The organism is Streptomyces sp. NPDC048604 (assembly GCF_043199435.1).
In the GTDB taxonomy this organism is placed as follows: Bacteria; Actinomycetota; Actinomycetes; order Streptomycetales; family Streptomycetaceae; genus Streptomyces.
In genome coordinates, this window is record NZ_JBICVX010000020.1 from 1 (window position 1) to 26,772 (window position 26,772).

General features: G+C 69.2%; 30 protein-coding genes and 6 pseudogenes. 20 read left to right on the forward strand and 16 right to left on the reverse strand.

Annotated features, from left to right (window positions below; genetic code table 11):
- A pseudogene (locus tag ACGFMM_RS31345) lies at positions 1-131 on the reverse strand (RNA helicase); the annotation flags it as partial.
- A gap of 16 nt (positions 132-147) precedes the next feature.
- On the opposite strand from ACGFMM_RS31345, the gene ACGFMM_RS31350 reads away from it, so the two are divergent.
- Together ACGFMM_RS31350 and ACGFMM_RS31355 are read left to right on the forward strand one after the other, a co-directional pair.
- Positions 148-573, forward strand: coding sequence for an SDR family oxidoreductase (locus ACGFMM_RS31350; protein ID WP_393649864.1), 426 nt, complete (start codon positions 148-150; stop codon positions 571-573).
- A gap of 26 nt (positions 574-599) precedes the next feature.
- On the forward strand, positions 600-1,037 hold the full coding sequence (locus tag ACGFMM_RS31355; protein ID WP_393649865.1) for an NUDIX domain-containing protein: 438 nt from the start codon (positions 600-602) through the stop codon (positions 1,035-1,037).
- A 101-nt stretch (positions 1,038-1,138) separates the two neighbouring features.
- Here the strand turns inward: ACGFMM_RS31355 and ACGFMM_RS31360 are convergent, their stop codons facing one another.
- Together ACGFMM_RS31360 and ACGFMM_RS31365 are read right to left on the reverse strand one after the other, a co-directional pair.
- Entirely contained in the window at positions 1,139-1,789 is a 651-nt protein-coding gene (locus tag ACGFMM_RS31360) for a DUF4352 domain-containing protein (protein WP_393649866.1), read from the reverse strand.
- A gap of 1,042 nt (positions 1,790-2,831) precedes the next feature.
- The gene (locus ACGFMM_RS31365) at positions 2,832-3,236 is read right to left on the reverse strand and encodes a MerR family transcriptional regulator (protein WP_393649867.1); all 405 of its coding nucleotides are present in this window, start codon (positions 3,234-3,236) and stop codon (positions 2,832-2,834) included.
- Positions 3,237-3,312: 76 nt separating this feature from the next.
- On the opposite strand from ACGFMM_RS31365, the gene ACGFMM_RS31370 reads away from it, so the two are divergent.
- The 9 genes from ACGFMM_RS31370 (at position 3,313) to ACGFMM_RS31410 (ending at position 9,681) form a co-directional block, all read left to right on the forward strand.
- Positions 3,313-4,083: a methyltransferase domain-containing protein gene (locus tag ACGFMM_RS31370; RefSeq protein ID WP_393649868.1), complete on the forward strand. Its 771-nt coding sequence runs from the start codon at positions 3,313-3,315 to the stop codon at positions 4,081-4,083.
- A gap of 713 nt (positions 4,084-4,796) precedes the next feature.
- The gene (locus tag ACGFMM_RS31375; protein WP_393649869.1) at positions 4,797-5,468 is read left to right on the forward strand and encodes a hypothetical protein; all 672 of its coding nucleotides are present in this window, start codon (positions 4,797-4,799) and stop codon (positions 5,466-5,468) included.
- Between the two features lie 608 nt (positions 5,469-6,076).
- Positions 6,077-6,343 carry a hypothetical protein gene (locus ACGFMM_RS31380; RefSeq protein WP_393649985.1) on the forward strand — a complete coding sequence of 89 codons (267 nt, stop codon included), beginning with the start codon at positions 6,077-6,079 and terminating at the stop codon, positions 6,341-6,343.
- Positions 6,312-6,848, forward strand: a complete 537-nt coding sequence (locus ACGFMM_RS31385) for a DUF6879 family protein (RefSeq protein ID WP_393649870.1) — start codon at positions 6,312-6,314, stop codon at positions 6,846-6,848. Before ACGFMM_RS31380 ends, ACGFMM_RS31385 begins: the two co-directional genes overlap by 32 nt.
- A gap of 27 nt (positions 6,849-6,875) precedes the next feature.
- A complete protein-coding gene (locus ACGFMM_RS31390) occupies positions 6,876-7,724 on the forward strand; it encodes a DUF5753 domain-containing protein (protein ID WP_393649871.1) in 849 nt (282 codons plus the stop codon).
- Between the two features lie 170 nt (positions 7,725-7,894).
- Positions 7,895-8,035, forward strand: a complete 141-nt coding sequence (locus tag ACGFMM_RS31395) for a hypothetical protein (protein WP_393649872.1) — start codon at positions 7,895-7,897, stop codon at positions 8,033-8,035.
- A complete protein-coding gene (locus tag ACGFMM_RS31400) occupies positions 8,032-8,238 on the forward strand; it encodes a hypothetical protein (RefSeq protein WP_393649873.1) in 207 nt (68 codons plus the stop codon). Before ACGFMM_RS31395 ends, ACGFMM_RS31400 begins: the two co-directional genes overlap by 4 nt.
- Before the next feature lie 166 nt (positions 8,239-8,404).
- A complete protein-coding gene (locus ACGFMM_RS31405) occupies positions 8,405-8,866 on the forward strand; it encodes a hypothetical protein (RefSeq protein WP_393649874.1) in 462 nt (153 codons plus the stop codon).
- 149 nt (positions 8,867-9,015) lie between these two features.
- Positions 9,016-9,681, forward strand: coding sequence for a class I SAM-dependent methyltransferase (locus ACGFMM_RS31410; protein ID WP_393649875.1), 666 nt, complete (start codon positions 9,016-9,018; stop codon positions 9,679-9,681).
- 147 nt (positions 9,682-9,828) lie between these two features.
- Here the strand turns inward: ACGFMM_RS31410 and ACGFMM_RS31415 are convergent.
- A pseudogene (locus tag ACGFMM_RS31415) lies at positions 9,829-10,158 on the reverse strand (sugar nucleotide-binding protein); the annotation flags it as partial.
- A gap of 275 nt (positions 10,159-10,433) precedes the next feature.
- On the opposite strand from ACGFMM_RS31415, the gene ACGFMM_RS31420 reads away from it, so the two are divergent.
- On the forward strand, positions 10,434-11,237 hold the full coding sequence (locus tag ACGFMM_RS31420; RefSeq protein WP_393649876.1) for an aminoglycoside 3'-phosphotransferase: 804 nt from the start codon (positions 10,434-10,436) through the stop codon (positions 11,235-11,237).
- A gap of 25 nt (positions 11,238-11,262) precedes the next feature.
- Here the strand turns inward: ACGFMM_RS31420 and ACGFMM_RS31425 are convergent.
- Positions 11,263-11,556, reverse strand: a pseudogene (locus tag ACGFMM_RS31425) (transposase); the annotation flags it as partial.
- Positions 11,557-11,630: 74 nt separating this feature from the next.
- Here ACGFMM_RS31425 and ACGFMM_RS31430 point away from each other — a divergent pair.
- On the forward strand, positions 11,631-12,161 hold the full coding sequence (locus ACGFMM_RS31430) for a transposase (RefSeq protein WP_393649877.1): 531 nt from the start codon (positions 11,631-11,633) through the stop codon (positions 12,159-12,161).
- Between the two features lie 204 nt (positions 12,162-12,365).
- Positions 12,366-13,010 carry a hypothetical protein gene (locus tag ACGFMM_RS31435; protein WP_393649878.1) on the forward strand — a complete coding sequence of 215 codons (645 nt, stop codon included), beginning with the start codon at positions 12,366-12,368 and terminating at the stop codon, positions 13,008-13,010.
- An 81-nt stretch (positions 13,011-13,091) separates the two neighbouring features.
- On the opposite strand, the gene ACGFMM_RS31440 is transcribed toward ACGFMM_RS31435, so the two are convergent.
- The 3 genes and pseudogenes from ACGFMM_RS31440 to ACGFMM_RS31450 form a co-directional block, all read right to left on the reverse strand.
- Positions 13,092-13,514: a hypothetical protein gene (locus ACGFMM_RS31440; protein ID WP_393649993.1), complete on the reverse strand. Its 423-nt coding sequence runs from the start codon at positions 13,512-13,514 to the stop codon at positions 13,092-13,094.
- Positions 13,515-13,536: 22 nt separating this feature from the next.
- Positions 13,537-13,836 (reverse strand): annotated as a pseudogene (locus ACGFMM_RS31445) (hypothetical protein); the annotation flags it as partial.
- A complete protein-coding gene (locus ACGFMM_RS31450; protein ID WP_393649986.1) occupies positions 13,751-13,969 on the reverse strand; it encodes a Mur ligase domain-containing protein in 219 nt (72 codons plus the stop codon). The pseudogene ACGFMM_RS31445 and the gene ACGFMM_RS31450, both read right to left, overlap by 86 nt.
- Positions 13,970-14,168: 199 nt before the next feature.
- Here ACGFMM_RS31450 and ACGFMM_RS31455 point away from each other — a divergent pair, with 199 nt between their 5' ends.
- Positions 14,169-14,687, forward strand: a complete 519-nt coding sequence (locus ACGFMM_RS31455) for an AAA family ATPase (protein WP_393649879.1) — start codon at positions 14,169-14,171, stop codon at positions 14,685-14,687.
- A gap of 96 nt (positions 14,688-14,783) precedes the next feature.
- Here the strand turns inward: ACGFMM_RS31455 and ACGFMM_RS31460 are convergent.
- Positions 14,784-14,903 (reverse strand): annotated as a pseudogene (locus ACGFMM_RS31460) (DUF5999 family protein); the annotation flags it as partial.
- A 458-nt stretch (positions 14,904-15,361) separates the two neighbouring features.
- On the opposite strand from ACGFMM_RS31460, the pseudogene ACGFMM_RS31465 reads away from it, so the two are divergent.
- Positions 15,362-15,785 (forward strand): annotated as a pseudogene (locus ACGFMM_RS31465) (transposase); the annotation flags it as partial.
- 14 nt (positions 15,786-15,799) lie between these two features.
- On the opposite strand, the gene ACGFMM_RS31470 reads toward ACGFMM_RS31465, so the two are convergent.
- Positions 15,800-16,405 (reverse strand): hypothetical protein, encoded by a 606-nt coding sequence (locus ACGFMM_RS31470; RefSeq protein WP_393649880.1) that lies wholly within the window; start codon positions 16,403-16,405, stop codon positions 15,800-15,802.
- Between the two features lie 163 nt (positions 16,406-16,568).
- Here ACGFMM_RS31470 and ACGFMM_RS31475 point away from each other — a divergent pair, with 163 nt between their 5' ends.
- Positions 16,569-17,069 (forward strand): helix-turn-helix domain-containing protein, encoded by a 501-nt coding sequence (locus ACGFMM_RS31475; protein ID WP_393649881.1) that lies wholly within the window; start codon positions 16,569-16,571, stop codon positions 17,067-17,069.
- A gap of 486 nt (positions 17,070-17,555) precedes the next feature.
- On the opposite strand, the gene ACGFMM_RS31480 is transcribed toward ACGFMM_RS31475, so the two are convergent.
- Complete coding sequence (locus ACGFMM_RS31480) at positions 17,556-17,810, reverse strand: helicase associated domain-containing protein (protein WP_393649882.1); 255 nt, start codon at positions 17,808-17,810, stop codon at positions 17,556-17,558.
- 255 nt (positions 17,811-18,065) lie between these two features.
- Positions 18,066-18,779 (reverse strand): hypothetical protein, encoded by a 714-nt coding sequence (locus ACGFMM_RS31485; RefSeq protein WP_393649883.1) that lies wholly within the window; start codon positions 18,777-18,779, stop codon positions 18,066-18,068.
- Positions 18,780-18,966: 187 nt separating this feature from the next.
- Between ACGFMM_RS31485 and ACGFMM_RS31490 the strand changes: the two genes are divergently transcribed.
- Entirely contained in the window at positions 18,967-20,370 is a 1,404-nt protein-coding gene (locus tag ACGFMM_RS31490; protein WP_393649884.1) for a hypothetical protein, read from the forward strand.
- A 210-nt stretch (positions 20,371-20,580) separates the two neighbouring features.
- The gene (locus ACGFMM_RS31495) at positions 20,581-20,961 is read left to right on the forward strand and encodes a transposase (protein WP_393649987.1); all 381 of its coding nucleotides are present in this window, start codon (positions 20,581-20,583) and stop codon (positions 20,959-20,961) included.
- Positions 20,962-20,983: 22 nt separating this feature from the next.
- Here the strand turns inward: ACGFMM_RS31495 and ACGFMM_RS31500 are convergent, their stop codons facing one another.
- Positions 20,984-21,529: a hypothetical protein gene (locus ACGFMM_RS31500; RefSeq protein ID WP_393649885.1), complete on the reverse strand. Its 546-nt coding sequence runs from the start codon at positions 21,527-21,529 to the stop codon at positions 20,984-20,986.
- Between the two features lie 803 nt (positions 21,530-22,332).
- Between ACGFMM_RS31500 and ACGFMM_RS31505 the strand changes: the two genes are divergently transcribed.
- Positions 22,333-22,701, forward strand: coding sequence for an SCP2 sterol-binding domain-containing protein (locus tag ACGFMM_RS31505; RefSeq protein ID WP_393649886.1), 369 nt, complete (start codon positions 22,333-22,335; stop codon positions 22,699-22,701).
- Between the two features lie 392 nt (positions 22,702-23,093).
- Here the strand turns inward: ACGFMM_RS31505 and ACGFMM_RS31510 are convergent, their stop codons facing one another.
- The 3 genes from ACGFMM_RS31510 to ACGFMM_RS31520 form a co-directional block, all read right to left on the reverse strand.
- Positions 23,094-23,657 carry a hypothetical protein gene (locus tag ACGFMM_RS31510; protein WP_393649887.1) on the reverse strand — a complete coding sequence of 188 codons (564 nt, stop codon included), beginning with the start codon at positions 23,655-23,657 and terminating at the stop codon, positions 23,094-23,096.
- A gap of 22 nt (positions 23,658-23,679) precedes the next feature.
- Positions 23,680-25,854, reverse strand: coding sequence for a DUF3289 family protein (locus ACGFMM_RS31515; protein ID WP_393649888.1), 2,175 nt, complete (start codon positions 25,852-25,854; stop codon positions 23,680-23,682).
- A 275-nt stretch (positions 25,855-26,129) separates the two neighbouring features.
- Complete coding sequence (locus ACGFMM_RS31520) at positions 26,130-26,765, reverse strand: hypothetical protein (RefSeq protein WP_393649889.1); 636 nt, start codon at positions 26,763-26,765, stop codon at positions 26,130-26,132.
- Positions 26,766-26,772 lie beyond the last annotated feature (7 nt).

The following is a 26,772-nucleotide window of genomic DNA, read 5'->3' on the forward strand; positions in this document are numbered from 1 at the left end:
GGCTCGATGCCGGCCTCGGCCATCATCCGGCTCGTCTCGCGGCGCTGGCCCGAGAGCACGAGCGTGACCACGCGGCCGGACTCACCGGCGCGGGCGGTGCGGCCGGCCCGGTGCACGTAGTGCGACAGGTCAGCGTCCATACGTGTCGTGGACATCAACCTGACCACCCGCTACCGCACCTGCCGGGCCTTCACCCCCGCCATGATCGAGCGCGGCCGGGGCCGGATCAACAACGTCTCATCCGTCAACGCCCGCCTCGGGCGCGCCGGACTCACGGCCTACAGCACCGCCAAGGCCGGAGTCCTCGGCCTCACCCCGTCGCTGGCGAGGGAACTTGGCCCGCACGGTATCACCGTGAACACTGTCCTCCCGGGGGCAATCCAGGTCCCCGCCGAGAACGACCTCCCCGCCCACCATCGCGCCAGGCCCGAGGACCAGATCGCCCGCCAGTGCGTCCCCCGCCACGGCCAGCCCGAGGACGTCGCCGCCGCCATCACTTTCCTCGCCAACCCCAACGCATCGTTCATCACCGCACAGTCGTTGACCGTCGACGGCGGCTGGATGCCCCACTGACCCACCACGACCACAGGGAGAAGCCCATGAAGGAGCGCGTCCGCGCCATCCTGCTCACCACCGCCGGCACCATGCTCGTCATCAACCGCATCCGCCCTGGCATCCCCCCGTACCAGGTCCTCGTCGGCGGCGGCGTCGAGCCCGAGGACGCCGACCTGGAAGCCGCGCTGCTGCGGGAGGTCCGCGAGGAGATCGCCGGCGACGCCATCGACCTGCACCCGTTCTGCCAGCTGGAGAACGACAAGGGCGAGACCGAGCACTTCTACCTCGCCCAGATCGCCGCCTGGAACTTCGACGACCGCACCGGCCCCGAGTTCACTCGCGACGACCGCGGCAAGTACCTGCTCCAGGAGGTCCCGCTCACCGCTGAAGCCGTCGAGGCACTGAACCTGATGCCGCCCCAGGTCAAGGAGGCGCTGCTCGACGCGATCCGCGCGGGAAGCCTCACCGTCCCCGTGGCGTAGCCAGCCGCCGCCGAGTCGAACCGGTCGGCTTCCCCGCTGCGAAGGTCGCCTTCACGAGAACGGGTTCGTCGTCGGAGGGAGTGACGACGAACCCGTGCGGATCAGGAGACCTTCACACGGACCGGATCGCCGAACAGACCCGGGGTGAACGTCACGTAGTCCGCCGTGAAGGCGCCCTTCCCCCTGACGACGCCGGACACGTTCTCGCCGGGGGCGAGCTTCACAGCGTCAAGCTGGTTCTCGTCCGCGGCCAGTTCGTGGGTGCGCTTCGTGCCGTTCGTGTCCGTGATGGTGAAGTACAGCGGGTTGACGTCGACCGTCTCGTCGCCGTTGTTCGTGATCGTGACCTTGACGCTCGTGTACGCCTCGTCTCCGGCCAGGATGGACTTGGCGAACTTGGTCTTCGTCGCGGTGACCTTCACCGGGGAGTCGCTGGCCGGCTCCTCCTTGGCCGGGGCCTGTGCGGCCGGCTTGGCGGCCGGCTGCTCCGCGGCGCTCGTGGGCGCGGGCGTGTGGGCCTTGTCGTCGCTGGTGCCGCCGTCGTACGTGAACAGGGCGATGGCGATGAACAGGACGCCGAGGACGAGGAGTCCGCCGCAGCCGAGCGCGATGCCGCCGCCGACGCCGATGCCCTTCTTCTGCGGGGGCGGGGGCGGCGCGCCGTAGGGGCCGGGCTGCTGGGGGTAGCCGTAGGAGGGCAGCTGGCCGGGCTGTTGGGGCTGCTGCGGGCCCCATCCGGGCTGCTGGGTCATGAGTCCCCTCCGGGGTGTTTGTGCTGTGAAGGCCAGGTGAACGTACCGTGTGCTGGCCTTATGCGGAGGGGTCGTTCGCGGATCGGTATGCGGAAGCCCCGCCGGGCGCTGTTCCGGCGGGGCTTGGGGTCCACGTATCTAGCAGCCGGGGACAGGGCCCACGGTATGGCGAGGGTCTGACATCGTGACGAGGTGCTCCGCGTTGGGCCTCGTGGGAGAGGCCGGGAGGAAGCGCCGAGAGTGTCCTCGCAGTGCAGGTAGAAGGAGCGGACGGCGCTGGCAGCGCGGGCCCGGGCGACCTCGCTCATCGGGGTGCCGTTGTCGGGTCTACGACCTGTTCCGCCGCTGGCAGCGCAATGGCATCTGGCACCGGATCTTCGCATTGCTCCAGGCCCGGGCCGACGCCAAGGACCTGATCACCTGGGACATCAACGTCGACTCCACGATCGTGCGCGCCCACCAGCACGCCGCCGGGTCGCGAAACAGGGGGACCTGCAGAAGGAGCCACCTGGCGGCGTTGTCGCCGAGTTGGACGATCACGGGCTCGGCCGCTCACATGGCGGCTTGACCACGAAGCTGCACTTGGCCGTCGAGCAGCGGCAGAAGCCCATGTCGATCGTGATCACGGCCGGGCATCGGCGCGACTCCCCGCACTTCGAGGCCGTGCTCGGCGGCACCCGGGTCCCCCGCCTCGGGCCGGGCAGGCCCCGCACCCAGCCGCTGCAGGTGCGCGCCGACAAGGCGTACGCCTCCCGCAGCAACGGTGGCTACCTGCGGCAGCGTGCCGCTGCACCATCCCGGACAAGGCTGACCAGGCCCTCAACCGCAAGCAACGCGGCTCGCGCGGCGGCAGGCCGCCGAAGTTCGACCCGGCCGACCACCGCGAGCGCCACGCGGTCGAGTGCGGCGCCAACCGCCCCAAGAGGAACGGACCGTGGCCACGCGGTATGACAAGCTTGCGGTCCGATACGAGGCGACCGTCCTCGTCGCGGCCATCAACGAGTGGCTGTGACCAGCACATTCAACTTACCTGCGGACGTGCTCAGTCGGGGACGTGGACGGCAGCATCCGTGCTGATGCGATCCGTCGCTACCTGCTGGAAATGGGCGCACTGGGTGAAGTCCTCGTGATCGCAGCCGAGGGCGCATTCGATGAGGTCGAGGGATGCCTGCGCAGCGGCGATACGGGAGCGAAGCGCCTTGGCCTCTGCGCACAGGATGTTCCGTCGCTTCACGGCATCGGCGGTAGCGGTCAGCGAGCGGATGATGTCGAGGGAGAGCCCTGCGTCCTTGGCGCGCAGGATGACGGCGACGCGTGTGAGGTCGGCGATGCGGTAGCGGCGGCGGCCGGCGGCGTCACGTGCGGGGGTCAGGAGTCCCATCGACTCCCAGTGACGCAGGACGTGCGTGGCCAGCCCGAAGCGTTTGGCGAGGGCCCCGATGCCCATCGAGTCACGCTCCCCGCCACCAGGCGCCCTTTGCTCGCTTGACTTCATGCCGACATTAAGTCCCAGTCTGGCGTTCATGACCAGGGAAACGGAACAGACGCCCCAGTCGGCGAACGACCTCGTAGCACGGCTCGACGCCGCCGACCGACTGCCGGGCGCCGAGTTACTGAGGGCTCTCTCCTATGACTTGCTCGGCGCCGAACCCGGAACGTCCGTGGTGGACGTGGGCTGTGGCGCCGGACGGGCCGTGGCGGAACTGGCCGAACGGGGCGTGAAGGCCGTGGGTGTGGACCCGAGCGAGCGGATGATCGCCGTCGCCCGTGGTCGGTGGCCCGAGGCGGACTTCCGGATCGCGGGAGCGTACGAGCTGCCGCTGCCGGACGCCTCGGTGGACGGTTACCGAGCCGACAAGGTCTTCCACGAACTGGACGAGCCGGAGCGGGCGTTGGCGGAGGCCAACAGGGTTCTTGCGCCTGGAGGGCGGATCCTGCTGGTCGGCCAGGACTGGGACACGTTCGTCATCGACTCCGACAATCCGGCCGTCACCCGCACCATCGTGCACGCCCGCGCCGACCTGACCGCCGACCCGCGTGCTGCTCGCCGATACCGTAACCTGCTACTGAACAGCCGCTTCAGCGATGTGACGGTCGAGGTGCACACAGGCGTGTTCACCGGGTCGGCGATGGTGCTCCTGCTCACCGGACTGGCCGAAGCAGCCTGCTCCACCGGCGCCATTACGCGCGAGCAGACGGACAACTGGATCGCCGAGCAGCGTGCGCGGGCCGAGGCCGACCGCCTCTTCCTGGCACTGCCGATGTTCGTGGCAGCGGCGACCGCACTACAGTGAGGCAGCGATCACCTGACCAGGCGTGGGCCAAAGCCGCGCGTCCAGGCCCGCCCCACCGCAGGACAGCCACGGCAGCGTAACGAGTCGGACCTCATCTCTCGATACACGCCCTAACGAGCTCGTGCACGGTTGGCGGTGAGACGTCGAGGTCTTCGGTGTGGCCCGTGTTCACGTTTTCCGTGTCAGGTTCAGGTCCGCCGTCTGCTGGTGGGACAGCAGGCCGGCGATGGCTTGGATGGTGTCGCTCATGTGCTCGCGACGGCCGAGGTGGCGGGCCGGGCAGGCTTCGAAGTCCTGGGGCTCGACGGCGGGGGCGTAGTTCCCGTAGCTGTCGAGGAAGCGGACGCCGACCCAGTTGGCGGTCTCCGTAGCCGATGCACCCCGACACCCTCTCCGCTCTGGTCAATGACCTCGGCATCCCCACCACCGCCGGCCGGGCGTCCGCGATCCGCCAGCACGTCCTGGTGATGCCCGCCCCGTCGTCGCCGACGCCCTCGGCTACCACCAGGTCACCACCGCCAAACTGGCCGCCCAAACCGGAGGAACCTGGAGCCGATACGCCGCTGGAGACCACCTGCGGTCACCATCCGGCTGAGCACCACAGAGAACTGACGACAGTTGAACAAGCAAGTTCACCAGTATCAGCTCCCGATCATGTCCCGATCCGGACACTCCACCGGGTGAGACCGCCGCTGCTGCTACGGTCCGGCGCCATGAACACTGACGACTGGACGGCGTTCGGTGCCATTGTTGCCGCGGTCGGGGTGGTGGTCTCCGCGGTCATGGCGTACTGGACGACCCGCAAAGCGGCGGCGGCCGCCGCGGACTCGGCTGACACCGCGCGAGAGGTGGCGCAGATCGAACGCGACCGCTGGCACCGCGAGCTGACTCCTGAGCTGGCCTTCAGCCTGATCCGCGTAGGATCCAACCGCCTGAGGCTCACCACCACACTCGCCGGCCCCGTCGGCCTGGATCACCTCGACACGATCACCCTCACGGTGCGCGACGAGGCCGGACGGGATCACTCAGCCAGACCGCATGACGACGAAGCCATGCGTACGGAGCTGCCGTCGGTGATCTGGGGGCCCGCCCGATTCAGCCCTGGGGTCGACGGGGTTGCCGCGCCCGGCCGCCAGAGCATTATCCGGAGCCTGGAGCGCGGCAACTTCGTGCACCGGCAGATGGATAACTCCGAGCCGCCGAGCTGGTTCCAAGACCCTGGAGACTGGGTGGACGGGTACTGGGAGGCGAAACTGCGCCTGCACGCGGTCTGCGAAGTGGAGGGGCACAAACCCTGGATCGTCGTTGCCGAGGTCGCGAACCCGGGGGTGGAGTACATCTCCGACGGTTCAGACGAGATCGAAATTCCGGAGCAGTACCGCTGAATCACGGCGGCCCGGGGTCGAGGCCCAAGCAGCCCGGCGGCAGGTCCTCGCCGAGCGCCGCTGAACGCCACCGGCCCCGGACCAGCACAAGCAACTCACCCGGAGTCGATACGCCGCTGGAGATCACACACGGTCTCCGGTGGGCTGGGCTCCTCGGGGAACTGGCGACAGTTGAATACGCGAGGTCACCAGTATCACACCCGTGTCCGGCCGCTAACCGGAGGCACCCCCACAGTCGAGAACGTGGCCACGCATCCGTAGTTCAGAGAACCGGCGCAGGCCGCAGCGCTGGAGCGCTTCGGGCTGCACACGATCGGCGCGCTCGCCGCGATGGACCAGGCGACCGTGTGCCGGATCCTGGGCGGCAAGGCCGGCCGGACACTGCGCGACCGCGCCCGCGGCATCGACCCGCGCGCCGTGACGGTCGCCCGCATGCCCGACTCCACCACTACAGCCACCCCTTCCCCGCGGACACACTCCCCCGCCGGTCCGCGGGAGCCTTCGTCGATTCGGGGCAACGTCATTGACCGGTAGCGCCCTTGACGGCTCCGGGCCTGCGCGAAATGGTCGTGCAAGAGCGCGCAAGCGGCTGGACAACGGAGATCGTCATGGCGTTACGGTTCGTCGGGATAGACCCCAACACCCAGGGCAACGGCTCCCCCACGGTGTGGGTGGACGACGAGAAGAACGAGCTGGTGATCCAGGGGTGGAAGGCGGACGACGTCACGTCGGCCGAGATCAGTGAGACCGAGTGGGTGACCGTCCACGCGACCGGCATCCCCGAGCACGAGACGGTCGTGCGGATCCCGCTTCGCATGGTGCCGATCCTGAGGGAGGCGTGTGATGTCGCAGAACGCGGTGCCGGAATTCGATGAGCTGCTGAGGGCCGCCCAGCACTCCGCGGTGCACCTGGAGATGCGCGACGTCTACGGAGTCGGCGACGAAACCGCGGACTTCGAGCGCTTCAAGCGCACGGGCATCCACCCCGACACGGACCCCGCGACGGCTGACTGGGGTGGCTGGGTGCCGCTGGTCAAGGAGACTGTAGCCCGCGGCGTCGTGATGCGCCGGGCCCGCATCGTATCCGAGCCGGTCACGGACTACATCCGGTTCGAGCACGCCGGAACCACCGTGAACCTGGCGGCCGGGGAGCTGGTCCGCTGGCTGCCGCGCCGGAAGGCGTCAGACATCGCGCTGCCCGGAAACGACTTCTGGATCTTCGACAACAAGGCGGTCCAGTTCAACCACTTCACCGGCGCAGGCGACTGGGCGAACCCGAAGTATTCGATGTCCGAGGACCCCGACGTGGTCAAGCTCTGCGCCTCCGCCTTCGAAGCGGTCTGGGAACGCGGCACCCCGCACGAGCAGTACGACGTCTGAGCCGGCCCGACACCGAGCAGACAGCCCATGCCCACGTCTCCCTCCTCCAGCGCCCAGGCCGCGCGTGAGGCCGTCGCCGCGCGTCTGCGGGAGCTGATGCTGGACGCCGGGATCGACGGCAAGCGGCTGTCGGCCCGGTGCGGGTGGAACCCGGCGAAGACCTCCCGCGTGCTGACCGCCAAGGCAGCCCCGTCCGAGAGCGACATCCGCCGCTGGTGCGCCGCCTGCAACGCCGATGACCAGGCCGCCGACCTGATCGCCACCTCCCGCGCCGTCGAGTCGATGTACCAAGAGTGGCGCCGGCTCCAGCGCACCGGGATGCGTAGATTCCAGGAACAGGTGTACGCCCTCAACGAGAAGGCGTCCCGTCAGCGCGTCTACGTCTCCAACGTCGTCCCCGGCTTCTTCCAGACGCCCGCGTACGCCACCGCACTCATGCGGAGCATCACCCGCTTCCAAGGCACCCCCGACGACGTCGCCGAGGCAGTGACCGCCCGGATCGCACGCAGCCGGTTCCTGTACGAAGGCGGCCACCGCTTCGCCGTGGTCGTCGAGGAGGGCGTGCTGCGCCACCGCTTCGGGACCGCCGAGGAGATGGCCGGCCAGCTGCGGCACCTTCTCACCGTCATGTCCCTGGCCTCTGTGTCCCTCGGCGTCATCCCGTCCGGGGCCGAGCGCACCGTCTGGCCGCTGGAGGCGTTCTACCTGTTCGACGACCGGCACGTGGTCGTCGAGACGCTCACCGCAGAGATCAACGTGCACCAGCCGCGCGAACTCGCCGACTATGCCCGCGCCTTCGCCGATCTGTCCAAGATGGCCGTCTACGGCGACCAGGCCCGCGCCCTCATCACGGCCGCGATCGACGCTCTCCGGTGAATCCGCGCAATCAGCCGCAATCGCGTTGAGGCGCTGACGCGTTCAGCCGTTCACTGGTCACATGCCCCCGGAGGGCCTGAAGGACGCTCCGGGTGGTTCCCCCGAAGGCAGCGGGCCGTGCTCGTCCCGTTCGTAGCGCGGCCCGCTGCTGCCTCATGAAGGAGTGCGCGATGACCACGCCCCTCCCCGCCGACGAGCAGCCGGAGTTCGGCGTCCCGAGTCCGGAGCTCGCCGCCCGCGCGGCCGACGGGTTCGCCAGGTTCCTCGCGCAGGCCGCCGACGACCAGGCCGAAGAGGAGACCGAGCAGTGAGCACCGCCGGGTCCTTCTTCCACGAGGACAATCACCCCTGGCTCCACAGGACCGTCCGCGACATCGCGAGCCGGGGCGAGGGAGAGCTCACCGCGATCGTCCACGAGGAGAGCCGAGGACGGACCGTTCGCGTCGCGCACATCCGTCCCGCGTCGGGGATCGAGTGGACCACGGCCGCGGACAATATCCAGCTCGTGCCGTGAGGCAGCGCGTGGCCGTCGTCACGTACGTCCTGGCCTTCAGCGCTCTCGTCATCACTCTGGCCCTCGCAGGCCGCTAAGACGTCCCTCGCCGACACCTCCTACAGCACTGCCGCCCGGCGAGGGCTGCACCACCCCTGCACCACTCGAAGCAGTCGAGAGGACCACCATGACCCTGCTGGCCACCGAGCCGGAAGCCGCCGACGCCCGCGAGTACCGCAACCCGCGGGACTACGTGAAGCCCGAGGTCTGGGATCGCGAGATCGCCCTCCTGATGCGCGACCACCCGTTCGACGAGGTGATGGCGACCCGGCTGTTCCACGCGGCCGTCTCGTACCTCATCACCGCGATGGAGCGGTACGACGAGAAGCTGGAGATGTGCTGCGGCCGGGTCGTCGACATCGCCGTGCACGTCTTCATCCTCGACACCCGGAACTACCGCGAGTTCTGCCACCAGCACTTCGACGGGAAGTTCCTGGAGCACATCCCCGAGCTGGAGTTCAAGTACGACGGCTCGGTGGAGCGCACCGCGCACATCATCGCGGACGCCGGGTTCGAGGTCGACTGGAAGCTGTGGGAGGCCGACTACGGCAAGTGCGGCCCCTGCGCGCCCGGTACGAGCTGCCACTGACCCGCACCAGCACGAGACAAGCCGGGGCTGCCTTCGGGCGGCTCCGGCCATCTTTTGTGCCCTTTTGCGTGAGTTTCGGGCTTTCGCTGCCGCCTCGGGGCTCCCACCGGTAGCGTCTCGCGCACACGCTACGGAGCCCGAGGAGCCTCATGTCCAGCGCGCCCACCACCCCCGCCGAATACTGGGACAAGTACAAGCCCCACCGCGGCGACGAGCCCCAGCAGCCCCCCGCGGCCGACTGCTTCGACTGGACCGGTGTGGGCAGCAACGGCCCCGGCGCCGAGCTCCTCGGCACCCCGAAGACCGCGCTCGACCTGGGTCCGGCGGAGGGCGAGAACGCCGCCTTCCTCGCTCGGGCCGGGGTGGAAGTGACCGCCGTCGACTTCTCGCCCGTCCAGACCGAACGCGCCCGGGCCTTCTGGCCCGACGTCGCCGGCCTGGAGTTCGTCTGCGCGGACGTGCTCGACTTCCTCGACCAGGACGTGCGGCAGTGGGATGCGATCTACTCGACGTGGGGAGCCGTCTGGTTCACCGACCCCGACGAGCTGCTCCCCCGCGTCGCCCAGCACGTGGCCCCCGGCGGCGTCTTCGGCTTCTCCCACCGCGAGCCCGTCGTCGGGCAGTACGGCGCGCAGAAGATGGGCGGCAAGTGGCTGGACATCCCGGACATGGAGCTCACCGTCTACCGCTGGCAGCACACCCCCGCGCAGTGGACCGACCTCCTCAAGCGCCACGGCTTCACCGACGTCCACGCCGACGTCGTCCCCGCCCCGGATGCCGCCCTCGGCACTCTTCTGGTCACCGCACGCGCCTGACCCGCGCACGCCGAAGCCCCCGCCTCCGGTACGTCGAGGGCACCTGGCACCGTGCTGTCGGCGCGGAGGCCGGCAGGAAGCCGGGCGGCATCGAGTCCGTCCCGCTGGCGTGACAGGATCGGGGAGGCAGGACTCGTCGTAGTGGACCCGAGCGCCGGAGAAGATCGCGTCGCTGGACACATGGATCAGGCGGGTTCCATGCCTCGCCGCCGTAATGGCGAGCCGAATCGGGCCTTCGGCTGTGACCGCCCAGTCCGTCTTGCCACTCGACACATTGACGATGAACTGTGGGCTCACTGCATCCATGACTGCGTCGAGGCTGCCCGCGTCCCGCAGATCAAGGAGGTACCACGCGGATGGGGAGGCGTTGCTGGGTTTGTTCGCGTACGTCGCGACCGTCGTGTGGCCGGCGCGACGCGCCTGTTCAACCAGCTCGGAGCCCAGGAAGCCGCTTCCGCCGCTGATCAGAACTGTCATTGCGACACCGTAGACCGCCTGCCGGGCGAAAACGGTGAGCGGGCGGGCCCCTGTCCGGCCCTGCCGCTCGCTGCACGCGGCTTCGCGGGAGCCTGCGCAGTGCGATCTTCGCGGCCAGGACAGAGCCGGTGAGGTCGGGTTGGAGGAGGAATGGTCAAATCCTGTGGATCGGTCGGGCCTCCATTGCTGGCTGAGCTGGCTGACGGCATGGGCTGCTGACCGAAGTGTCTAAAAGTGGTTGGCTGGCTATCGGCCGCTCTGGTGAGAATGAGCGGATGATCGCCTCCTCGCCCCAAGAACCTGTCGAGCCTCCACGTATCGTCACCGAGCTCGCGGCGGGGCAGCCGGTACGAGCCGTATGGAAGAACGGACTCGGCGGGTTGACGTACCAAGTCGGCTTGGGTGATACGCGTCGGTTTGTAAAGTGGACGCCGGTCGGCAGCGGTATCGACCTTGCGGCTGAGGTGGCGCGCCTGCGGTGGGCGGCGAGGTTCACCGTGGTGCCGCGGGTACTCGGTGAGGGCGCTGACGAAACGGGGTCCTGGATCATCACCCATGGCTTGCCCGGACGTATGGCGGTGGACGGTCACTGGAAGCGCGACCCCGGCACCGCGGTACGTGCGGTCGGCTCCGGGCTGCGGGCGCTCCATGACGCGCTGCCCGTCGCGGACTGCCCGTTCGACTGGTCGGCCGAGAAGCGCCTGGAGAGTGCGCGGTCACGAGCAGCGGCGGGCCGGACCATTTCGGCGGACTGGCCTCAAGAGCTTCAGCACTTCGGCACTGTCGAGCGCGCGCTCGGCGTGCTCGCTGACATCCCGTCCATCGACCGGCTCGTCGTCTGCCACGGCGATGCCTGCGCTCCCAACACGCTGGTCGGTGACGACGGCATGTGGACCGGACATGTCGATCTCGGCACGCTGGGTGTCGCGGACCGTTGGGCCGACCTTGCTATTGCCACATGGAGTACGCAGTGGAACTACGGTCCGGGATGGGAAGAGCCGCTGCTCGAAGCCTACGGAGTCGAGCCGGACCTGGAACGGATCATGTACTACCGACTGCTGTGGGAACTGTCGGACTGAGCAGTGCAAGCCGCAGTGACGTGGTTCACGCGGTCACCGCCTCCGGGCATACAACGAGGTGGCCGCGTTCGAAGCAGGCTCCGGCGCGGACGAGGGCGACGAGGTGGGGCGCGTTCACGGCTCGCCAGCGGGCCTGGGCGGACTCGACGAGCTTGAACACCATCGCGAGTGCGGCAGCGCGGCTGCCCGCGCCCTTGGTGACCTTCGTGCGCAGGCGAACGGTCGCGAAGGTCGACTCGATGGGGTTCGTGGTCCGCAGGTGTATCCAGTGCTCGGCGGGGAGGTCGCAGAACGCCAGCAGGTCGTCCTCGTCGTCGAGGTGTGGCCCTGCGCGGAAGACTCGCGGCGGTGAGTGGAGCCTGGCTCGTCTTCGAGGACGAAGCCGGATTCTCCATGACGCCGCCGCAGGCCAGGACCTGGTCCCAGCGTGGCCGGACCCCGATCGTGCGCGTGCGAGGCCGCTCCCGCAGGCGGATATCCATCGCGGCACTGACCTGCTACAAGCCCGGCCACCGGTCCCGGCTGATCTACCGACCCCGTCGGGACGACGGCCGGCGGGACGGACGCAAGAGCTTCTCCTGGCAGGACTACCGGGACCTGCTGACTGTCGCCCACCGGCAGCTCGGCGGTCCGATCGTGCTCGTCTGGGACAACCTCAACGTCCACAAGGCCGCCGACTTACGGCAGTGGGCGGAAGGCCGGGACTGGCTGACCATCTACTACCTGCCGCCCTACGCGCCCGACCTCAACCCCGTCGAAGGGATCTGGTCCCTGCTGCGGCGCGGCTGGCTCTCCAACGTCGCCTTCAACACCCCAGAACACCTCGTCCAGCGCAGCCGACGCGGTCTACGGCACATCCAGTACCGCAGTCACCTCATAGACGGCTGCCTCGCCGAGACCGGCCTGACCATCCGACCCGCATAACCCGTCACGACATCACGAGTTCAGCCTCAGTACTCATAGAGTACATGTCCGCAACGAGGGATTGGGGGGCATCGCTCGTCCAGTGGTCTCGGTGTTGGTGGCGGTCCTGCAGGGTCTCCCGTGGGCGTTCTGTCCGATCAGCCTTCGCTGTTGGTTTGTTGATCGATACGGTGAGAGAGATTGTCGTCTCGGGGAGGGGTGTCGATGGATCTCGCGGACAGATATCAGGCTCTGGCGCGTGGTGCGCTGTTGGTTGCTGAGTCTGCCGAGGACGCCTACCGGCTCGGTGCTCTTGATCGCTTCCTCAAGCCATGGATCCGGGACAGGCTGCACTCACTGGGCGGTCTGCTCGGCAGTTGCGACACCAGACCGCAACTGGCCGAGGATACAAGGGCCTTCGCCCAGGCGGCCGCCCGGTACTCGGAACTGCGGGACCAGCTCTTTTCCGACGTTCACCACACGCGTCCGGAGCCACCCTGGCGGATCGTGGGACAGAATGCGATGGCAATCCGGGCACAGTCCGGAGTGCTGCTGCGACAGCCGACGTTCGTCCTGCGGCGTCTGGACGCCGGCTCGGACGTCCCCGGAGCGGCAACCTGGGACTTCACGGTAATCGCTAATCCGTCTGACCCAGCAGACGAGGGTATGTCGTTCGTGGTCATGGTGTCGACCGGCGACCACGCCGGCGGCTTACCCGTTCAGGTGTCCAAGGAGCTTGAGAGCGAACGAGCGTGGTACCAGCAGCTGGAATACGGCTTCTATGCCCTGGGAATCACGCCGTTTCTCACCGCGATCTACGACCCTGATCGTCACCGGAAGCGGGCGGCCGATGACGGCTACGGCGGCTGACCCGTCAGGGCGTCGCGATTGCGGAGAGCCTGCCGTGTTGTCCGGCCCGACACCACGGTATCCCCGTGGGCATCGGGCCGGTCAAAGCGGCTTGTCACGGGTTCGCCAGCTGCCCGCGAGCTGGGCTTCGAGGTCAGCGACGCGTCGGTCCTGGAAACGGAGGTTGGACCGGGCGGCCTTCAGCCGTTCGTCGAGGGTGCGGTTGTCGGTCGCGAGTTGGCGGACACGCTGCTTGAGGGAGGTGTTCTCGGAAGGGATCCGCTGGATGGTCTCCTCGGTCCATTCGGCTTTCAAGTCGCGGATCTGGCCGAGGAGTTCGCCGATGCGGGTCCGCTGAGCGAGGATCTCGGCCTTGGCGGCCTTCAGGCTCTCCTCGGCGTTCAGCGCGCGTTCGCGCCAGTTGCCTCGCGTTCGTCGTCCTGCTCGGCGACCGTCCGGACGCGGCGTTCGCCGGCCTCGGCCATGGCGCGGTGGTGATGGCGGCTCTCGCCTCCAGGTTGTCATACAGGAAGGTGCGGGAGACGTCCGCGCGGCGGGCGACGGCGGCAACGCTGACCTGGGCCTTCTCACGCCGTAGCCGGGCGATGGCCGCGTGGACGCGGTGGAGGGCGGCTTCGGTCCGCTGGCGGCGGGCCGCCAGCGCCGCGGCCGTGCGCGGTGCGGGAACCGCTGCGGTGTAGGTGGGGTCGCGGGACGCTTCGCCTGGAAGCAGCAGGGAAGCAGCAGGCACGAGAGGAGCATCAGGCCGGCCGCGGTCGACATGCCCCTCGCCATCGACGACGCCGTGGCAGACGTAGGTGTCCAGGACTTCCGACACTGGCGTCATGCCCGGCCCGGACCCGGCAGCCCGCCCTCTCCAGCCCGGCCGCCGCCTCGCCCGTCTTCACGTCCGAGCCGGACACCTGCGCACCGCGTCCGGCGAGCAGGTGGGCCAGCGCGGACGTGCCCGCCCCGCAGATCTCCCCACGAAGTGAGGACGAGTCAGGTCCAGCGGACCGACCGGCGACGGGATCTCCACCTACCTTGTCTCAACCACAGCAGCGAATGGACCTGCTGAGCACCGCTGACTCCCGCGACACGTCGGCGGGGGTACTGCGCAGACCGGGCCCTGTCCGAGACGCCAACAGCGACTCCGTCCTCCCAGATAGGGCCACCAGCATGATCATTTGGCTGAACGGGACCTTCGGCGCCGGCAAAACGACGACCTCGGAGGAACTTGCCGCGCTCCTTCCTGACGCAAGGGTCTTCGACTCCGAGACCGTCGGCTTCATGCTGAGGCATGTCCTCAACTCCGTTCCCGTCAAGGACTTCCAGGAATGGCCGCCATGGCGTGGTCTGGTCGTGGAGACCGCTTCGCAGGTCCTCGACTTCGTCGGCGGAGTGCTCGTAATACCCCAGTCGGTGCTGGTCGAGCAGTACTGGGGAGAGATCCACGCCGGGTTGGCGAAGGCTGGCATTCCGGTGCGGCACTTCGTGCTGCACACCGATCCAGACACGCTGGCCCAACGCATCGAGAGCGACATGGTCGAAACCGGCGCTCGACAATGGCGCCTGGACCACATTCCTCGCTACCAGGACGCCCTGGCCTGGCTGCGTCAAGAAGCCGAAGTCATCGACACCACTCACCTCTCGCCCACCCAAGTTGCGCAGACGATCGCGAGCAGCGTTTCCAGCTGAGCGACTGGAGACGATTCGATCACCCGACATCGACATGTCCGTCTCGCAAACCAGCAGGTCAAAGGCACCAGAGACCGCAGAGATCGACATAACGTGGAAGAGCAGGACCCCGTTGCACAGCAGGGTCCAGCCCTGCTCGGGATAGGAGGCGGACGGCTTGGCCGCCTCCCGGTCGCGCGCCGTGGCGGACGGGCAGGGGGTCGGGTGCTCGCACAAGGTGGGGTCATTGCCGGAGAGGGATAGCGGAGGTGAGGCGGAGACGCGTCGGTCAGGCGCGCTGGGGGAGACGAACGCCCGCCGCGGCAGCTGGACGGGCACGACGCCGCGCCCCAGATGGAGCGCTGGGCGTATTGCGCCGGTAGTCGAAAGGCCGGGGTTCGTTCTTCTTGCCACTGCCGACGAGGTTTGTGCGGGTGAGGTCGGAGCGGCTCTTGAGGAACAGTAGGGTCTGTTTCACGCCGCCGGCGCAGGCGAGGAACGCCGAAGCAGCCGCCGCTTCCCGGACCGCGGTTCGGGCTGGCGCCCGGTCGGCCGGAGCTCTTCCAGGCCCCGGACTACGCCCGCCACCTCCTGGTACAAAGCGCCGATCTGATGCGGTCGCCGCGGGACACGGAGGCCGCCGTTCGCCGCCCGCATGCGCCGCCAAGAGGTCCTGTACGAACAGGGGAAGCTGTACCGGCAAGGTCATCGGCTCCCTCCACCGCCGCCATCGGGCGGCGGAGTTCAAGAAGTTCCTGGCCAGGCTCGACAAGGAAGTCCCCCGAAGGCCACGAAGTCCACCTGATCCTGAACAACTTCGCGACTCACAAGACACCGGACATCAAGCGGTGGCTGCTGGCGCATCTCCGGTTCCACCTGCACTTCACGCCGACCAGCCCGTCCTGGCTGAACCTGGTCGAGCGGTGGTTCGCCGAGCTCACGCAGAAGAAGCTCAAGCGCGGCGTCCACCGCTCCGTCCAAGCCCTCGAACGCGACATCCGAGCCTGGCTCGCCAACTGGAACGAGCACCCCAGACCGTTCGTCTGGACGAAGACCGCCGACGAGATCCTCGACAAAGTCGCCGCCTACTGCCGACGAATCTCTGACTCAGGTCACTAGGGGAAGCCCTCGGGTCAGTAGAGCTTGTTGACGGCGGTCTTCGTCGTGGTACGGAAGGCCGTCAGCGGGGCGTCCTTCAGATCGCCCATCTGACCCCACCGGACGAAGGTGACGGTCCGGCCGTCACGGCCCACCGAGAAGAGGTGGATGTCGGTGATGCCGATCTGCGGGTCGGCGGTGTCCAGGCTGTAGACCCAGGCGCCCTCCTCGACGGCGACCTTGCCGTGGGCGGCACTGACGGCGTGCAGGCCCGGGTTCTGCCGCTCCAGCAGCGGCCCGCAGCCGACGAGGGCCTTGCGGAGGGTGTCGACCAGCTTCACCGCCTCGGCCTCGGTGCGGGCGACGGTGGTGATCTGGACGCCGTTGGTGTCGAGCTCGGTGTTGAACTCGCGGTAGCGGGTGTTCTGCGCCGGGATCTTGTACGGGGCGCAGAGGGCGCCGCCGTTCTCCGGGACGCCGGTGAAGACCTGGGTGGCGGTCCACGGCGTCGACGACGGCGGCATCTGGGAGGCGGCGAGGAAGGCGGGCTGGACAGCGGCCTGCGCCGGGGCGGCGGCGAGGGCCGCGAGGCCCAGCGCGGCAGCGGCGGCGGTGGCGAGTGCGGTACGGAGCTTGTTCATGGTGGTGGATCCCCCGTCGGGTCGTTCGGTCAGTGCTCCACCAGCGTCGGGGCCGTGCCCGCCGCCTGCAAGGGTGACGCGCCCGGCATCCGTCCCGGAACCATTCCATCCCCACTGACGTGCAAGGACGTGAAGGGTGGGACGCAGGGTCGAGGGGGATGGAATGCCGAAGGACGCCGCCGTCGAGGAGTTCGCGCGGCTCGTGCGTGCGCTGAAGGCGCGGGACGGGAGGAGTTACGAGGCGCTGGGCCGGCGCCTGAGCGTCAGCGCGTCCACCCTCCACCGCTACTGCTCCGGCGCGACCGTCCCGGAGGAGTTCGCCGTCGTCGCCCGCCTCGCCCTGCTGTGCGGTGCGGACGGGGCGGAGCGGCGGGCCCTGGATGTGGCCTGGAACCGCGCGGACGCCGCCCGCCGCCCTCCGGCACCGGAACCCCGCGCGAAGCCGGCGCCCGAGCCCGCGCCGGCCCCGGAGGCGGCGCCAGAACCCGAGCTGGAACCCGTGCACGCGCGCGCGCCGGGGCTCCCGTCCGAGCGGTGGAGGCGCCGGTGGGAGCGGCCGGGTGTGGTCGGCGGGGTGCTGGCGGTCGTGGCAATGGTGACGCTCGGAGCCGTACTCCTGCCCGAGAAGGCCCGGGAGCGGCCGCCGAACCACCGGCGCCGCTGACATGGACGGTTGCCTCGGACCTCTGGAAGAACCGATGCGGGCACACCCACCTCGTGCGGCGGACGCCCCCTGCCTCGCCAGAGGCGGCCGACGCGCGGGACTGGGCGACGGCGCAGGGGCCGTGGACGGCGGGGAGACGCTGGTGCGGGTGTCGGTGCAGGGGAAGATCGGAGTCACACACGCACTCACGCGTCTCGGGTTGGGTGGTCATTCCGTGCCAACGCCAGAGCTTGGCGATGCGATCGGGCCCTGAGGCAGCGTCACCCATACCGCCGCGTGCTGCGCACGCCAGAGCGGCGGAGTCGCCGCTGGGCGGCGAGCCGGCCACTGGGAGCCGTGCTGCTCGGGGGATGGCACGGTTCCCAGCGCGGGGAGACAGCGCGTCCGGTCCTGTCCACGAACGCGGCTGTGGTTCCCAGATATACCGCTGCGGCACCACAGGCGCGTGTGGCGTAGGCGAGGCGGCGTAGCGCTGTCACACGCCGATCAGGCCCATTCCACGCCGAGTTCGGCGAGCTGAGGGCGCTGCGGGTCGGTGAGTTTGTCGCGGCGGGTCTTGGTGTTGGGGATCCACACCCCCAGCCGGACTGCCACGGGCTCGGCGGTGCCGTCGGGGAGGATCTCCTCGGTGTGGCCGCGGGGAACGCGGTGGGCGCCCTCCTTCGCGATGTACTGCGCGAGGGCCGCCAGGCCCCGCTGGAAGGCCGCGGCCGTCTTCCCATGTCCCTTCGCCGCGGCCACGGCCGGGTCGGGCGTGTTCCGGCGCCGGGCCGCTGGTCGCCGATCTGGTCCTTGGCGAACGGGGAGAAGTCGGGGCCACCGCCCTGGGCGAGGTGTCGTAGGAGGCCGCCTCACCGCACCGACCGAGCCGTCCGGGGCGGGGAACAGGCGTACGTGCCGGGGGCAGCCAGGTCAGCCAGTCCGGCCGTCCGCGTTTCACGAAGCACGGCTGGCTTCGGATGCTCGACGCCGCCGGGGTCGGGAAAAGGCCTCGTCCTACCGCTCTGGACAGTCGAGTTCCTGGGCACGTTTGGCAGCGTGCAGGGCGTCTCCCTGCTGACGCCACGTTGCGGCTTCCTCTGGCCGACCGAGTTTCTCGAGAACGTAGGCCCGGTGCCAGGCGCCTGCTGGTTCGCCTGCTTCTGCGAGTTGTTTCCAGCACTCTGCGGCTTCTTCCAGGCGGCCCTGCCTCAGGAGGAAATCGCCCAGGGAGTCACGCGCAGAAAGGCCGATCCAGCCGGGTTCATCCGTGGCTCTGCGGTACCAGTGCTCCGCTTCGGAGGCCCGTCCCATCTCGTCGAGAACGCCGGCGAGGTTCGACGGCGCCCAGGGATCGCCGGTTTCCACGGCTTTCCGGAGCCAGCACTCGCGCTCATCTTGGTCCGCGGCGTACGCAGGCATGCTCCGGATCGCTGGTATCCATCCTGCCTGGGCGGCCCGCCTGCACCAGGACGCCGCCGTGAACTCGTGGTCCCGGCCGTGCGGAGACGCGTTCACTGCCCGGTCATGGTGGACCCGGGTCAGGGAGTACATCGCTTCGGCATCACCGGCCTCCGCGGCAGCGAGCAGCCACTTCTCGGCTGGAGCGTTGCCTTGGCTCCCCGTTTGGTAGAGGTACTGTCCGAGCCGTTTCATCGCGGCTACGTCGCCGGCCTCAGCAGCCGGCTCGACCCACGACTCCAAGGGATCCGGACGCTTCGGTATCGCCACCTGGTCTCCATCTCGACCTCGTCACCCGGGTACCCGGGCTTTCACTGATCGCAGTATCCAACCGCATGCGAGCACCGCCGAGCAGGCACATTTCCTTGCAGGGGACCGGACCCCAGGTCCACGTCGCTCAACGGTCCGGCCGGGGTGGGCCGTTGTAGTGTCGGTGGGGCCGGATACCGTGCGCGTTGTGAAGATCGAATCCCTTCTCGACGACCTCCGTACGCTGCGCGACCGCGGCGCGTTGGGCACCGTGGACGCGCTGGAGGACCTCGGCGATCCGGGTACCCTCGGCGGTCTCCGTGGCCTTGGCGGTCTCCGGGGCCTGGGGGATCCGACCGGCGCCGACGGTGACGAGCGGGCCCGGGCCGAGGCCGTCCTCGCGCTCCTCACGGAGCGGGCCGACGACGTGGTGCCCGCGCTGCTGGCCGACGTCGCCGACGCCCGGTCGACTGCCACGCTCCAGCCCGTCATTCGGATCCTGGCCCTGATCGGGCCCGCCGCTTTCGACGCCGTGCTCGCGGCCTGGCGGCGCGGCAACGTGAAGGACTGGGCGGCGGGCCGGCTGCTCGGGTCGTTCGACGAGCGGTGCGCCGACCGGTACGCGGAGCTGGCCACCGATTCCGCTCGCGGCGCGTCGGGCAACGGGTTCGCGGGGCTCGTCCGGCTGCGGACGGACTCCGATGCCGGGCTGCGTGCCCTGGTGGAGTGCTACGCGGGCCGCCGCCCCGCCCCGTACAAGGCCGACGACTACGCCCTCCTGATGCACGAGGCGTACCGCACCAGGTTGCGCGCGCTGCGCCGGGACCCGGCCGCGTCGCCGCGGACCCGGCGGGGCGCGATGGCCGCGCTCGTCGCGGGCGGCGGCGCCGACGGGCTCGACGCCCGCGACCGTGCGGCGATCGAGCGCCTGATCCGGGTGAAGATCGTGGGCGAGACGCCGAGCGCACCGTCGCCCCAGCTCTCCGGCTGGTGGCTGGCCGTGCCGGGGGCCTCGTACGAAGGGCTCTTCGACGCCCTGGACCTGCACCACCGGCGACCCATCACGTGCGCCACGGGCGTCGAGGCGGCGGGCCGAGACATCCAGGTGCCCATCCCCGGCGGTGACGGCGCCGTCCAGACCGTGGGCCGCGTCTTTGTCACCCCGGAGCTGGACGGCTGGCGCCTCGTCTTCGGCCCGTACGACCTCCTCATCGGGGAGGGCTGGGAGGACATGGTCGAGACCGTCGAGCGCGTCAGCCGGCACTGCGCCCAGGCGCAGCTCTTCTTCGTCGACGAAGCGGGCGGCTCCGACGTGTGGTTCGTTGCCGAGGAGGGCTGCGTGATCCGACAGTACGCCGCCGAGAGCGACCCCGAATGGGAGGGCGACCCGCTCCCCTGGGAGACCCTCGCGGTCGATGACCCAGACTTCGACCCGGAGTACGACGACGCCCCGCCCAACGCGGGAACCGTCGGCGCGCGCACCGCCTGCAGCCACCTCTCGGTCGACCCGGACATGGTCGGCTCAGGCACCGAAACCCGGGGCCACGGCTGGCTCGCCCTCACCTCCCCGCATGCCGGCCACGGCGCCTTCCCCGGCATCCTCCCTCTCTGAGCCCTCCCCCCTCTCCCCCAGACCACTCGGCCCTGCCGACCGGACCCACGTGCCCTTGCGCCGCCCACGCCCGCCCCTGCACGGCTTCAGTGTGTGCGGCTCGGCACTTCGGGTGTCACCCGGGGGAAGGGCAGTACGTCACGACACCTGGCGGATGACGCCCGCGGAGTAACGCGAGGAGCCACCCCAGCGAGGTTCTGGGTGTCAGCGGTGGCAGGTCACGCAGCCTACGGAGCGGCACCGGGAGGCCGAGTCGGGCCGGGTCTATCCCTTGTCTTCCTGACCGGACACGAGCGCATCGCGCGGGCCTGCGACCTCGCCCGAGCCTTCACGGACCTCGTCCGCAAGCGCCGAGGCCAACTGCTGACCGCCTGCATCCGGCAGGCGGAGCAATCCGACGTTGTTCCCGTCGCCAAGTTCGCCGCGTTCCTCCGCCAGGACATCGACGCCGTCACCGCCGGACTCACCCACGAATGGAGCTCCGGCAGAGTCGAGAGCCACGTCAACCGCGTGAAAACGATCAAGCGAGCCATATACGGTCGGGCCCCGTTCCGGCTTCTTCGCATCCGGATCCTCACCCGGCCGAAGTAACGCAATCGCCCAGCTCAGCGTCCTATCGCCACAGATCCGCGCCACCGCGACCACTCGGATCCATCGTCAGCAAGTCCTCGTGAAGGCCAGTGAGGGGGCGACCGGTGGACGACCCGTCGTCACCGGTCTCCATGACCGCCCAGCCGACATCCACCCCGGACACGTTCACGTCCCCACCGCAGTCCAACTCGTCAACCGCAGCGAAGACGGCTTCGTAGGCAACAGCCCGCACCAGGAGCACCAGGTCGGTCCTGTCAGCCCCCGCGTCCAGCAGACGCTGGGCCGCCGCCACCTGCTCCAACGCTCCCGGGCCTGCCCAGCCGTCGATCGCACCACGCCACAGCGAACGGAGCAGGACGAAGCGTGCCAGGTGTGGCTGGTTCTCATCGATCTCCAGGGCGGCCCGGCACACCTGTGGGACGACGTCGCCGAGCACATCGCCCGCTGGCGCAGCGACGGCTCCCCAGACCTCGAACGGTTCAACGTCGTCGTCAGCCCCGCAGGGCACCCGCACCGGGCCGCCCACATCGCCCCGCCCGGGCCACGCCGATCCGAGCACCAGGCGCACGACGCGCTGTCGCGCTGACGCTGGGTCAGCCGGTACTCGTGAATGGCGTGGGCGGGCCAGTCCCCGCTACCTCGTCAACCTGCCCGGAGTTGTCGCCGGTCGAGTATGGCGTGCCGGTGGACGTTCCCGAGATGAGGGACTGTAGCCGGTCATGCCAGTTACCGAGTCGTCGGCAGCGTCGAGGTAGTCCAGTGCGTTCTTCTTCCGATCAAGCTGACCCCGGCGGCCGTGGCCGCCAGCGGGGCCACTGCGGTGTGCCGGCACTGCTTCTTGCTGTAATCCCAGTTGGCTGCATGGGTTCAGTTGGGCCTGACCTCTGTCCGCCGGAGACCTCACTCTCGGCGTCGAAGCCTTCACCCTATCGGCGGCCCCGACCACCCGGTACTGCCGCAACCACGGCTACGGCCGTCGTGCCGGTGATGGAGTGGGACCCCGCCGATGTCATCCGCTCCACGGAACTGCCCCCCGATCCACGGAACTGCCCCCCAAGACGACCGATCGCCGATCTCACCCGATCGACGCACAACGTTCCCCGGGCCGCGCCGTTCTCCAGAGAGGAAGGGACCTCCGCCAAGGAGGTCTGAGGAGGAAGTCACCAGTGACGGCTTCACCGGGGTCTCGGTCAGGATCGTCGCCGACAACGAGATCCTCGCCGACGTCAACGACACCATCCCGGCGTAACAAGCCACACAGCCTGAGTACGCAAAGGCTGGCGCCTTGCTGCCGAAGCGGGTGGTACGGGTGCCGGCCAACCGAAGACCTCCGAACCGTCACCGAAATCGACCATGCGCAAGGGAGCTCCAGTGGCCGACGCAACGACGAAAGCGATCATCGACACCATCTCGCGGTACCTCGCCCGGTGCACCGACGACGAGCTCGAGGCGGTGCGCAAGAAGTTCAACTGTGTGATGCGTCTGGACATCGCGGAATCCGGGGGCACCTCCTCCTACGTCCTGGATCTCAAGAGCCAGTGCACTGCCGGGCCGCTCACCGAGCAGTCCCCGAGCCCGCATGTCACCGTCGGCCTTTCCGATGAGGACTTCGTGCGGCTCGTGAACGGCTCGGAGGGCCACCAAAGGCTCTTCATGAAGGGTCGGCTGAAGGTGCAGGGAAACATGATGCTGCTCGACCACATCACCAGCCTTGGAAGGCTTCTGGATGCCGCTGAATGAAGGCGCGGCTCCGGGCGGCCCGCGGCCGTCGCCGCCCACTCCGGGTTGACGCCTCCAGCCGCTGACCGAGGTGGCTGCTGGACGCAGCCACGTGGGCGGCAAGCGGGAGAACACCCGAGGTGCGTGCCAGCGGCAGTGCGCGCATGAAGTCGCGGCCAGCGAGGGTGTCTTGCACTTGGGGGTCCACCGTCGCGTCCAGCTCGGCGGCGGGGCCGACGACGGATACGGCGCCGGCCTCTAGACGACGAGCACGGCGCTGTCGGCGGTCACCCGGTCCGCGGGGCTGCGATGACACGGTCGGCGGTGATCAGTAACGTGTTCACGGGGGTGGGGGCTCCTCTCGTGCCTGCTGCTTCCCTGCTGCTTGCAGGCGACGCGTTTCGAGAGCCCTCCTACGGGAACTGCTTCTCCTCGCGGCCGATGTCGTCGATCGGGCCGAGGATCGTCCAGCCGGGCCCGAGGGGGCGGGTGGAGCGGAAGCCGTGGGCGTCCGCGTACTCCTCGGCCTCCTCCGCGGTGTCCTCGGGGGCGCGCATGATCGTGTAGCGCGGGGGGTCCCCGTGGTAGAAGCGGTAGAACGTGCGGCCCTCGTCCTTGGGCTGGTAGAGGATCACGCTGACGCCCCAGAGGGCGTCGTACACCTTCTGGTCGCGCGGGGGCGTCGTCGTGCACGCGTCGGAGGGGCGGCCGGGCTCGCGGACGCAGGTCCGGTAACGGCTCCAGTCGATGCGTTCGGCGCGAGGGTGTTCCGCGATCAGCTTCCGCATCCGGGCGTCGGCCCGGGCGAAGGCGTCCTCGCGGCGGTGGTACTCCTGCTGCAGCCGGTTGAACCGCTGCTCGTCGAAGCCACTGCCGAAGTGGGCCTCCAGGCCCGCGAGGACGGCGACCCGCCAGGCCAGGTACCCGGCCGTCACGACGAGCAGCGTGACGACGAGGACCCGGCCCGGCGAGCGCATGTGGGGCATCAGGTCGGCGAGGTCAGAACGTGCCGCTGATGGGGATCTCGATGTCCGCCTGCGCGATCGGCGGGGGGTACTTCCCGTCGAACCGGTCATAGTGCTGGAGCGTAAACCAGTCGATGAAGCCGTACTGCGTGATCTCGTCGTCCGGGTCGAGACCGAAGTGGTCGTAGGAGTGGAAGACGAGCTTGCCGGAGAAGGAGTTGCCCTCGACCTTGTAGTCCTTCAGCGCGATCGTGTGCCCGTGGAACTGGTGGATCGCGATGGAGAGGGCGCGCTGGTTGGCGTCCCAGAGCGAGAAGTCGTACACCGGGTACTTCACGTCCTGGCGGAGGAACTCCTGGAAGAGGAAGTTCTGGGAGAGGTCCTCCTGGACCTTGAGCTGATCGGTGCGGCCCTTGTTGTCGATGAGGGACTGCTTGATGATCTGGCCGGCCTTGTCGGTGTACGTCTTCTCCTGCGGTGAGGCGCCGACGGCGCGGGAGAGGGCCGAGCCGGAGCCACGGTAGAGGAAGCGGCCGGGGTCGAAGTTGTCGTCGACGGTGACCGTGCCCGCGCTCTGGCCGCCGCGGCCGTAGCGGAAGGCGTTGCGGAGGTCGTCGACGGACTGGGTGTAGTCGGCGTCGGCGCCGAGCTTGCCGAAGTTCATGATGTCGTTGAACTCGGCCCACATCCAGGACTCGGGCGTGATGCGGGCGACCCAGAACTCCCAGCCGAGATCGGTGAGTTCGTCGAAGTTGTAGTCGTTGAAGGTGAGGTCGTCGGCAACGCGCAGGTCGGCCGGGACGGGCGGGTGCTGAGGGTCGGGGGCCTTGCGGCGGCCCTCGCGGAAGGACGACTGGTGGATCAGCATGTCGGTCGGGGGCGGGTCGCCCGGGTCACCCGGGTCTCCGCCGTTGCCGGGGTCGTCGGAGAGGATTCGCTTGCCAGGGGCCTCGGGGCCTGCCTTGTCGAAGGCGTGGCTGTCGAGGACGACGTACTTGGCGGAGCCGCCGGCCGTGGCGGTGGCCGTGATCGTGCTGCCGCTACGCTGCTGGCCCGACTGCTTGACGAGGTGGCGGGCCTTCTCGTCGTAGCGGTAGAGGGCCGGTGCGGTGCCCTCCGTACGGTCGGGGTCGAGGCGGAAGGTGAGCTTTGCGGTGCCGTCCGCGGGGGCGGAGACCTGGAAGCCGTTGCCGAGGTAGCCCGGAGTGGACTCCGGGAACTCCCGCTGCTTGGCAGGGAGCCTGGTGACCTGGAAGCCGCCGACCTGCTCGGCGCGCAGGCCCTTGAGCGTGGCCTCGGCGGCGGTGGCGCCGCCGTCCGCGCGGCGGGTCACGTCGAAGGCGGAGTTCTTGGCGCGGGGAGAGGCGTTGAGCCTCGTCTCCTCGCCGTCCTGGACGCCGTCGCCGTCGGTGTCGGCCTTGGTGGGCTCCGTGCGGAGCTTCAGCTCGCGGGCGTCCGCGAGTCCGTCCTGGTCGGTGTCGGCGCGGGTGGGCGTGGTGCGGAGCTCGAGCTCGCGGGCGGCCGTGAGGCCGTCCTTGTCGGGGTCCTCGGCGCCGTCCTCGGTGCCGTCGCCGTCGGTGTCGGCCTTGAGCGGGGAGCTGAAACGGTAGCCGAGCTCGGCGAAGTCGGAGAGGCCGTCGCCGTCGGTGTCCTCGGACTTGGGGTCGAGCTTGGCGCGCACCTCCAGGTCGTCGGGGAGGCGGTCGCCGTCGGTGTCCTCCGTCGGCGAGATGCCGTGCTTGGCGAAGGACGCCCAGGTCGGGGTATCTGCCTTGGCGCCGGGCTCGGCGCGATACCAGACGGTCTCGGTCCTGCCCGGCTGGAGGGTGTTCGTGGGGCCGACGCCCTGGAGCGTCGTGCGCGCGTCCTGGGGGGCGGCGAGCTTCGCGGCGGAGGTGTCCGTGATGCGGTCAGAGAGCTCGAAGGTCAGCGACCATTTGGAGACGGGGTGATCGGAGACGTTCTCGAGCTGGAGCCGGGCGACGTACGAGCCCTCCGTCGCTCTGCCGCGGAGGGCGGCCGGGACCTGGCTCCACGCCGCGTCGCCGGGGGCGACCTGGCGATAGGAGACGTCGACCGTGTTGTCGCGGTAGAGCGTCGCCCCGTCGGTGGCCGCGCCGTCGCCGGGGGTTCCCGCGGCGGCCGGCACAGCCGTGCCGACGAGAAGGAGTAAGGCCGCGCCGAGGGGCACGGCGGCGCTTCTGTTCATGGGGCCTCCCATGTCTGAAGCCATGCCTGAAGACATGCCTGCTGTCTCGAAGCTGCCGTTGTGTCACGGCAGTTCGGAATCGAACGGGGAAGCTAGCAGACGTGAGGGATGGTTCCCAAGGTGCTATGGAGGCGAAATTGAGACGTTTGGGAGATTGCCAAGCCCTGTTCCGCTTGTGTTCCTGCTCTGCCCGGGCATCAACCTGGCGACCAAGGAGGAGCTCGCGGCCAACGGCGGCGACGTGCTCTTCCCGGGCGATCCCCGACCTTCGAGTCCTACAACGTGGCCCTCTCCGGCGGCGTGGTCACGCGGGCCGCGGTGGTCAGCGTCGCCATGACTCTGGTCGGCACGGCGCTCAGCCTGCTCTGCACGGTGGCCCTGGCGTACGGGCTGTCGCGGCCGGGCACGGTGGCGGGCAAGCCGCTGCTGATGATCGTCCTCGGGGTCTTCCACTTCACCCCGGCATCATCCCCAACTACCTCCTCGTCCTTCCCGGATAGACGGTGGGGGCTCAGGTCGTCTGTCCGCCTGTGTTCATCAGTGTCGGCATCCCGAAGATCTACTCCTTCCAAGTGCGCGAACGCTGCCCGATGGACCGCGCCCGCCGCGCCTGCTGCCGCGACGTCCTCGGCGTCCAACTGGTACTCCTCGGCGAGCAGCGTGGCGTACAGGCTGACGCGGGCGTTGTGGCGGTTGCCGTGGTTGGAGTCGGCCCGCTGTGCGTCGGTGAACCAGGAGGCGGGCGGTACGAGCATCTGTCCGGGGCGTGGGAAGCTGGGCGCGGCATCGAAGTCCACCGGTCGGTTGCCCTCAATCCATGTCAGCGTCACGTGGTCCATTGGCTGGTGAGCTGCCAGGCGGCGCTGCTGGGCGAGTTCCCGCAGGCTTCGCTGCGGGCCTGGTGCAGGCATGGTTCTC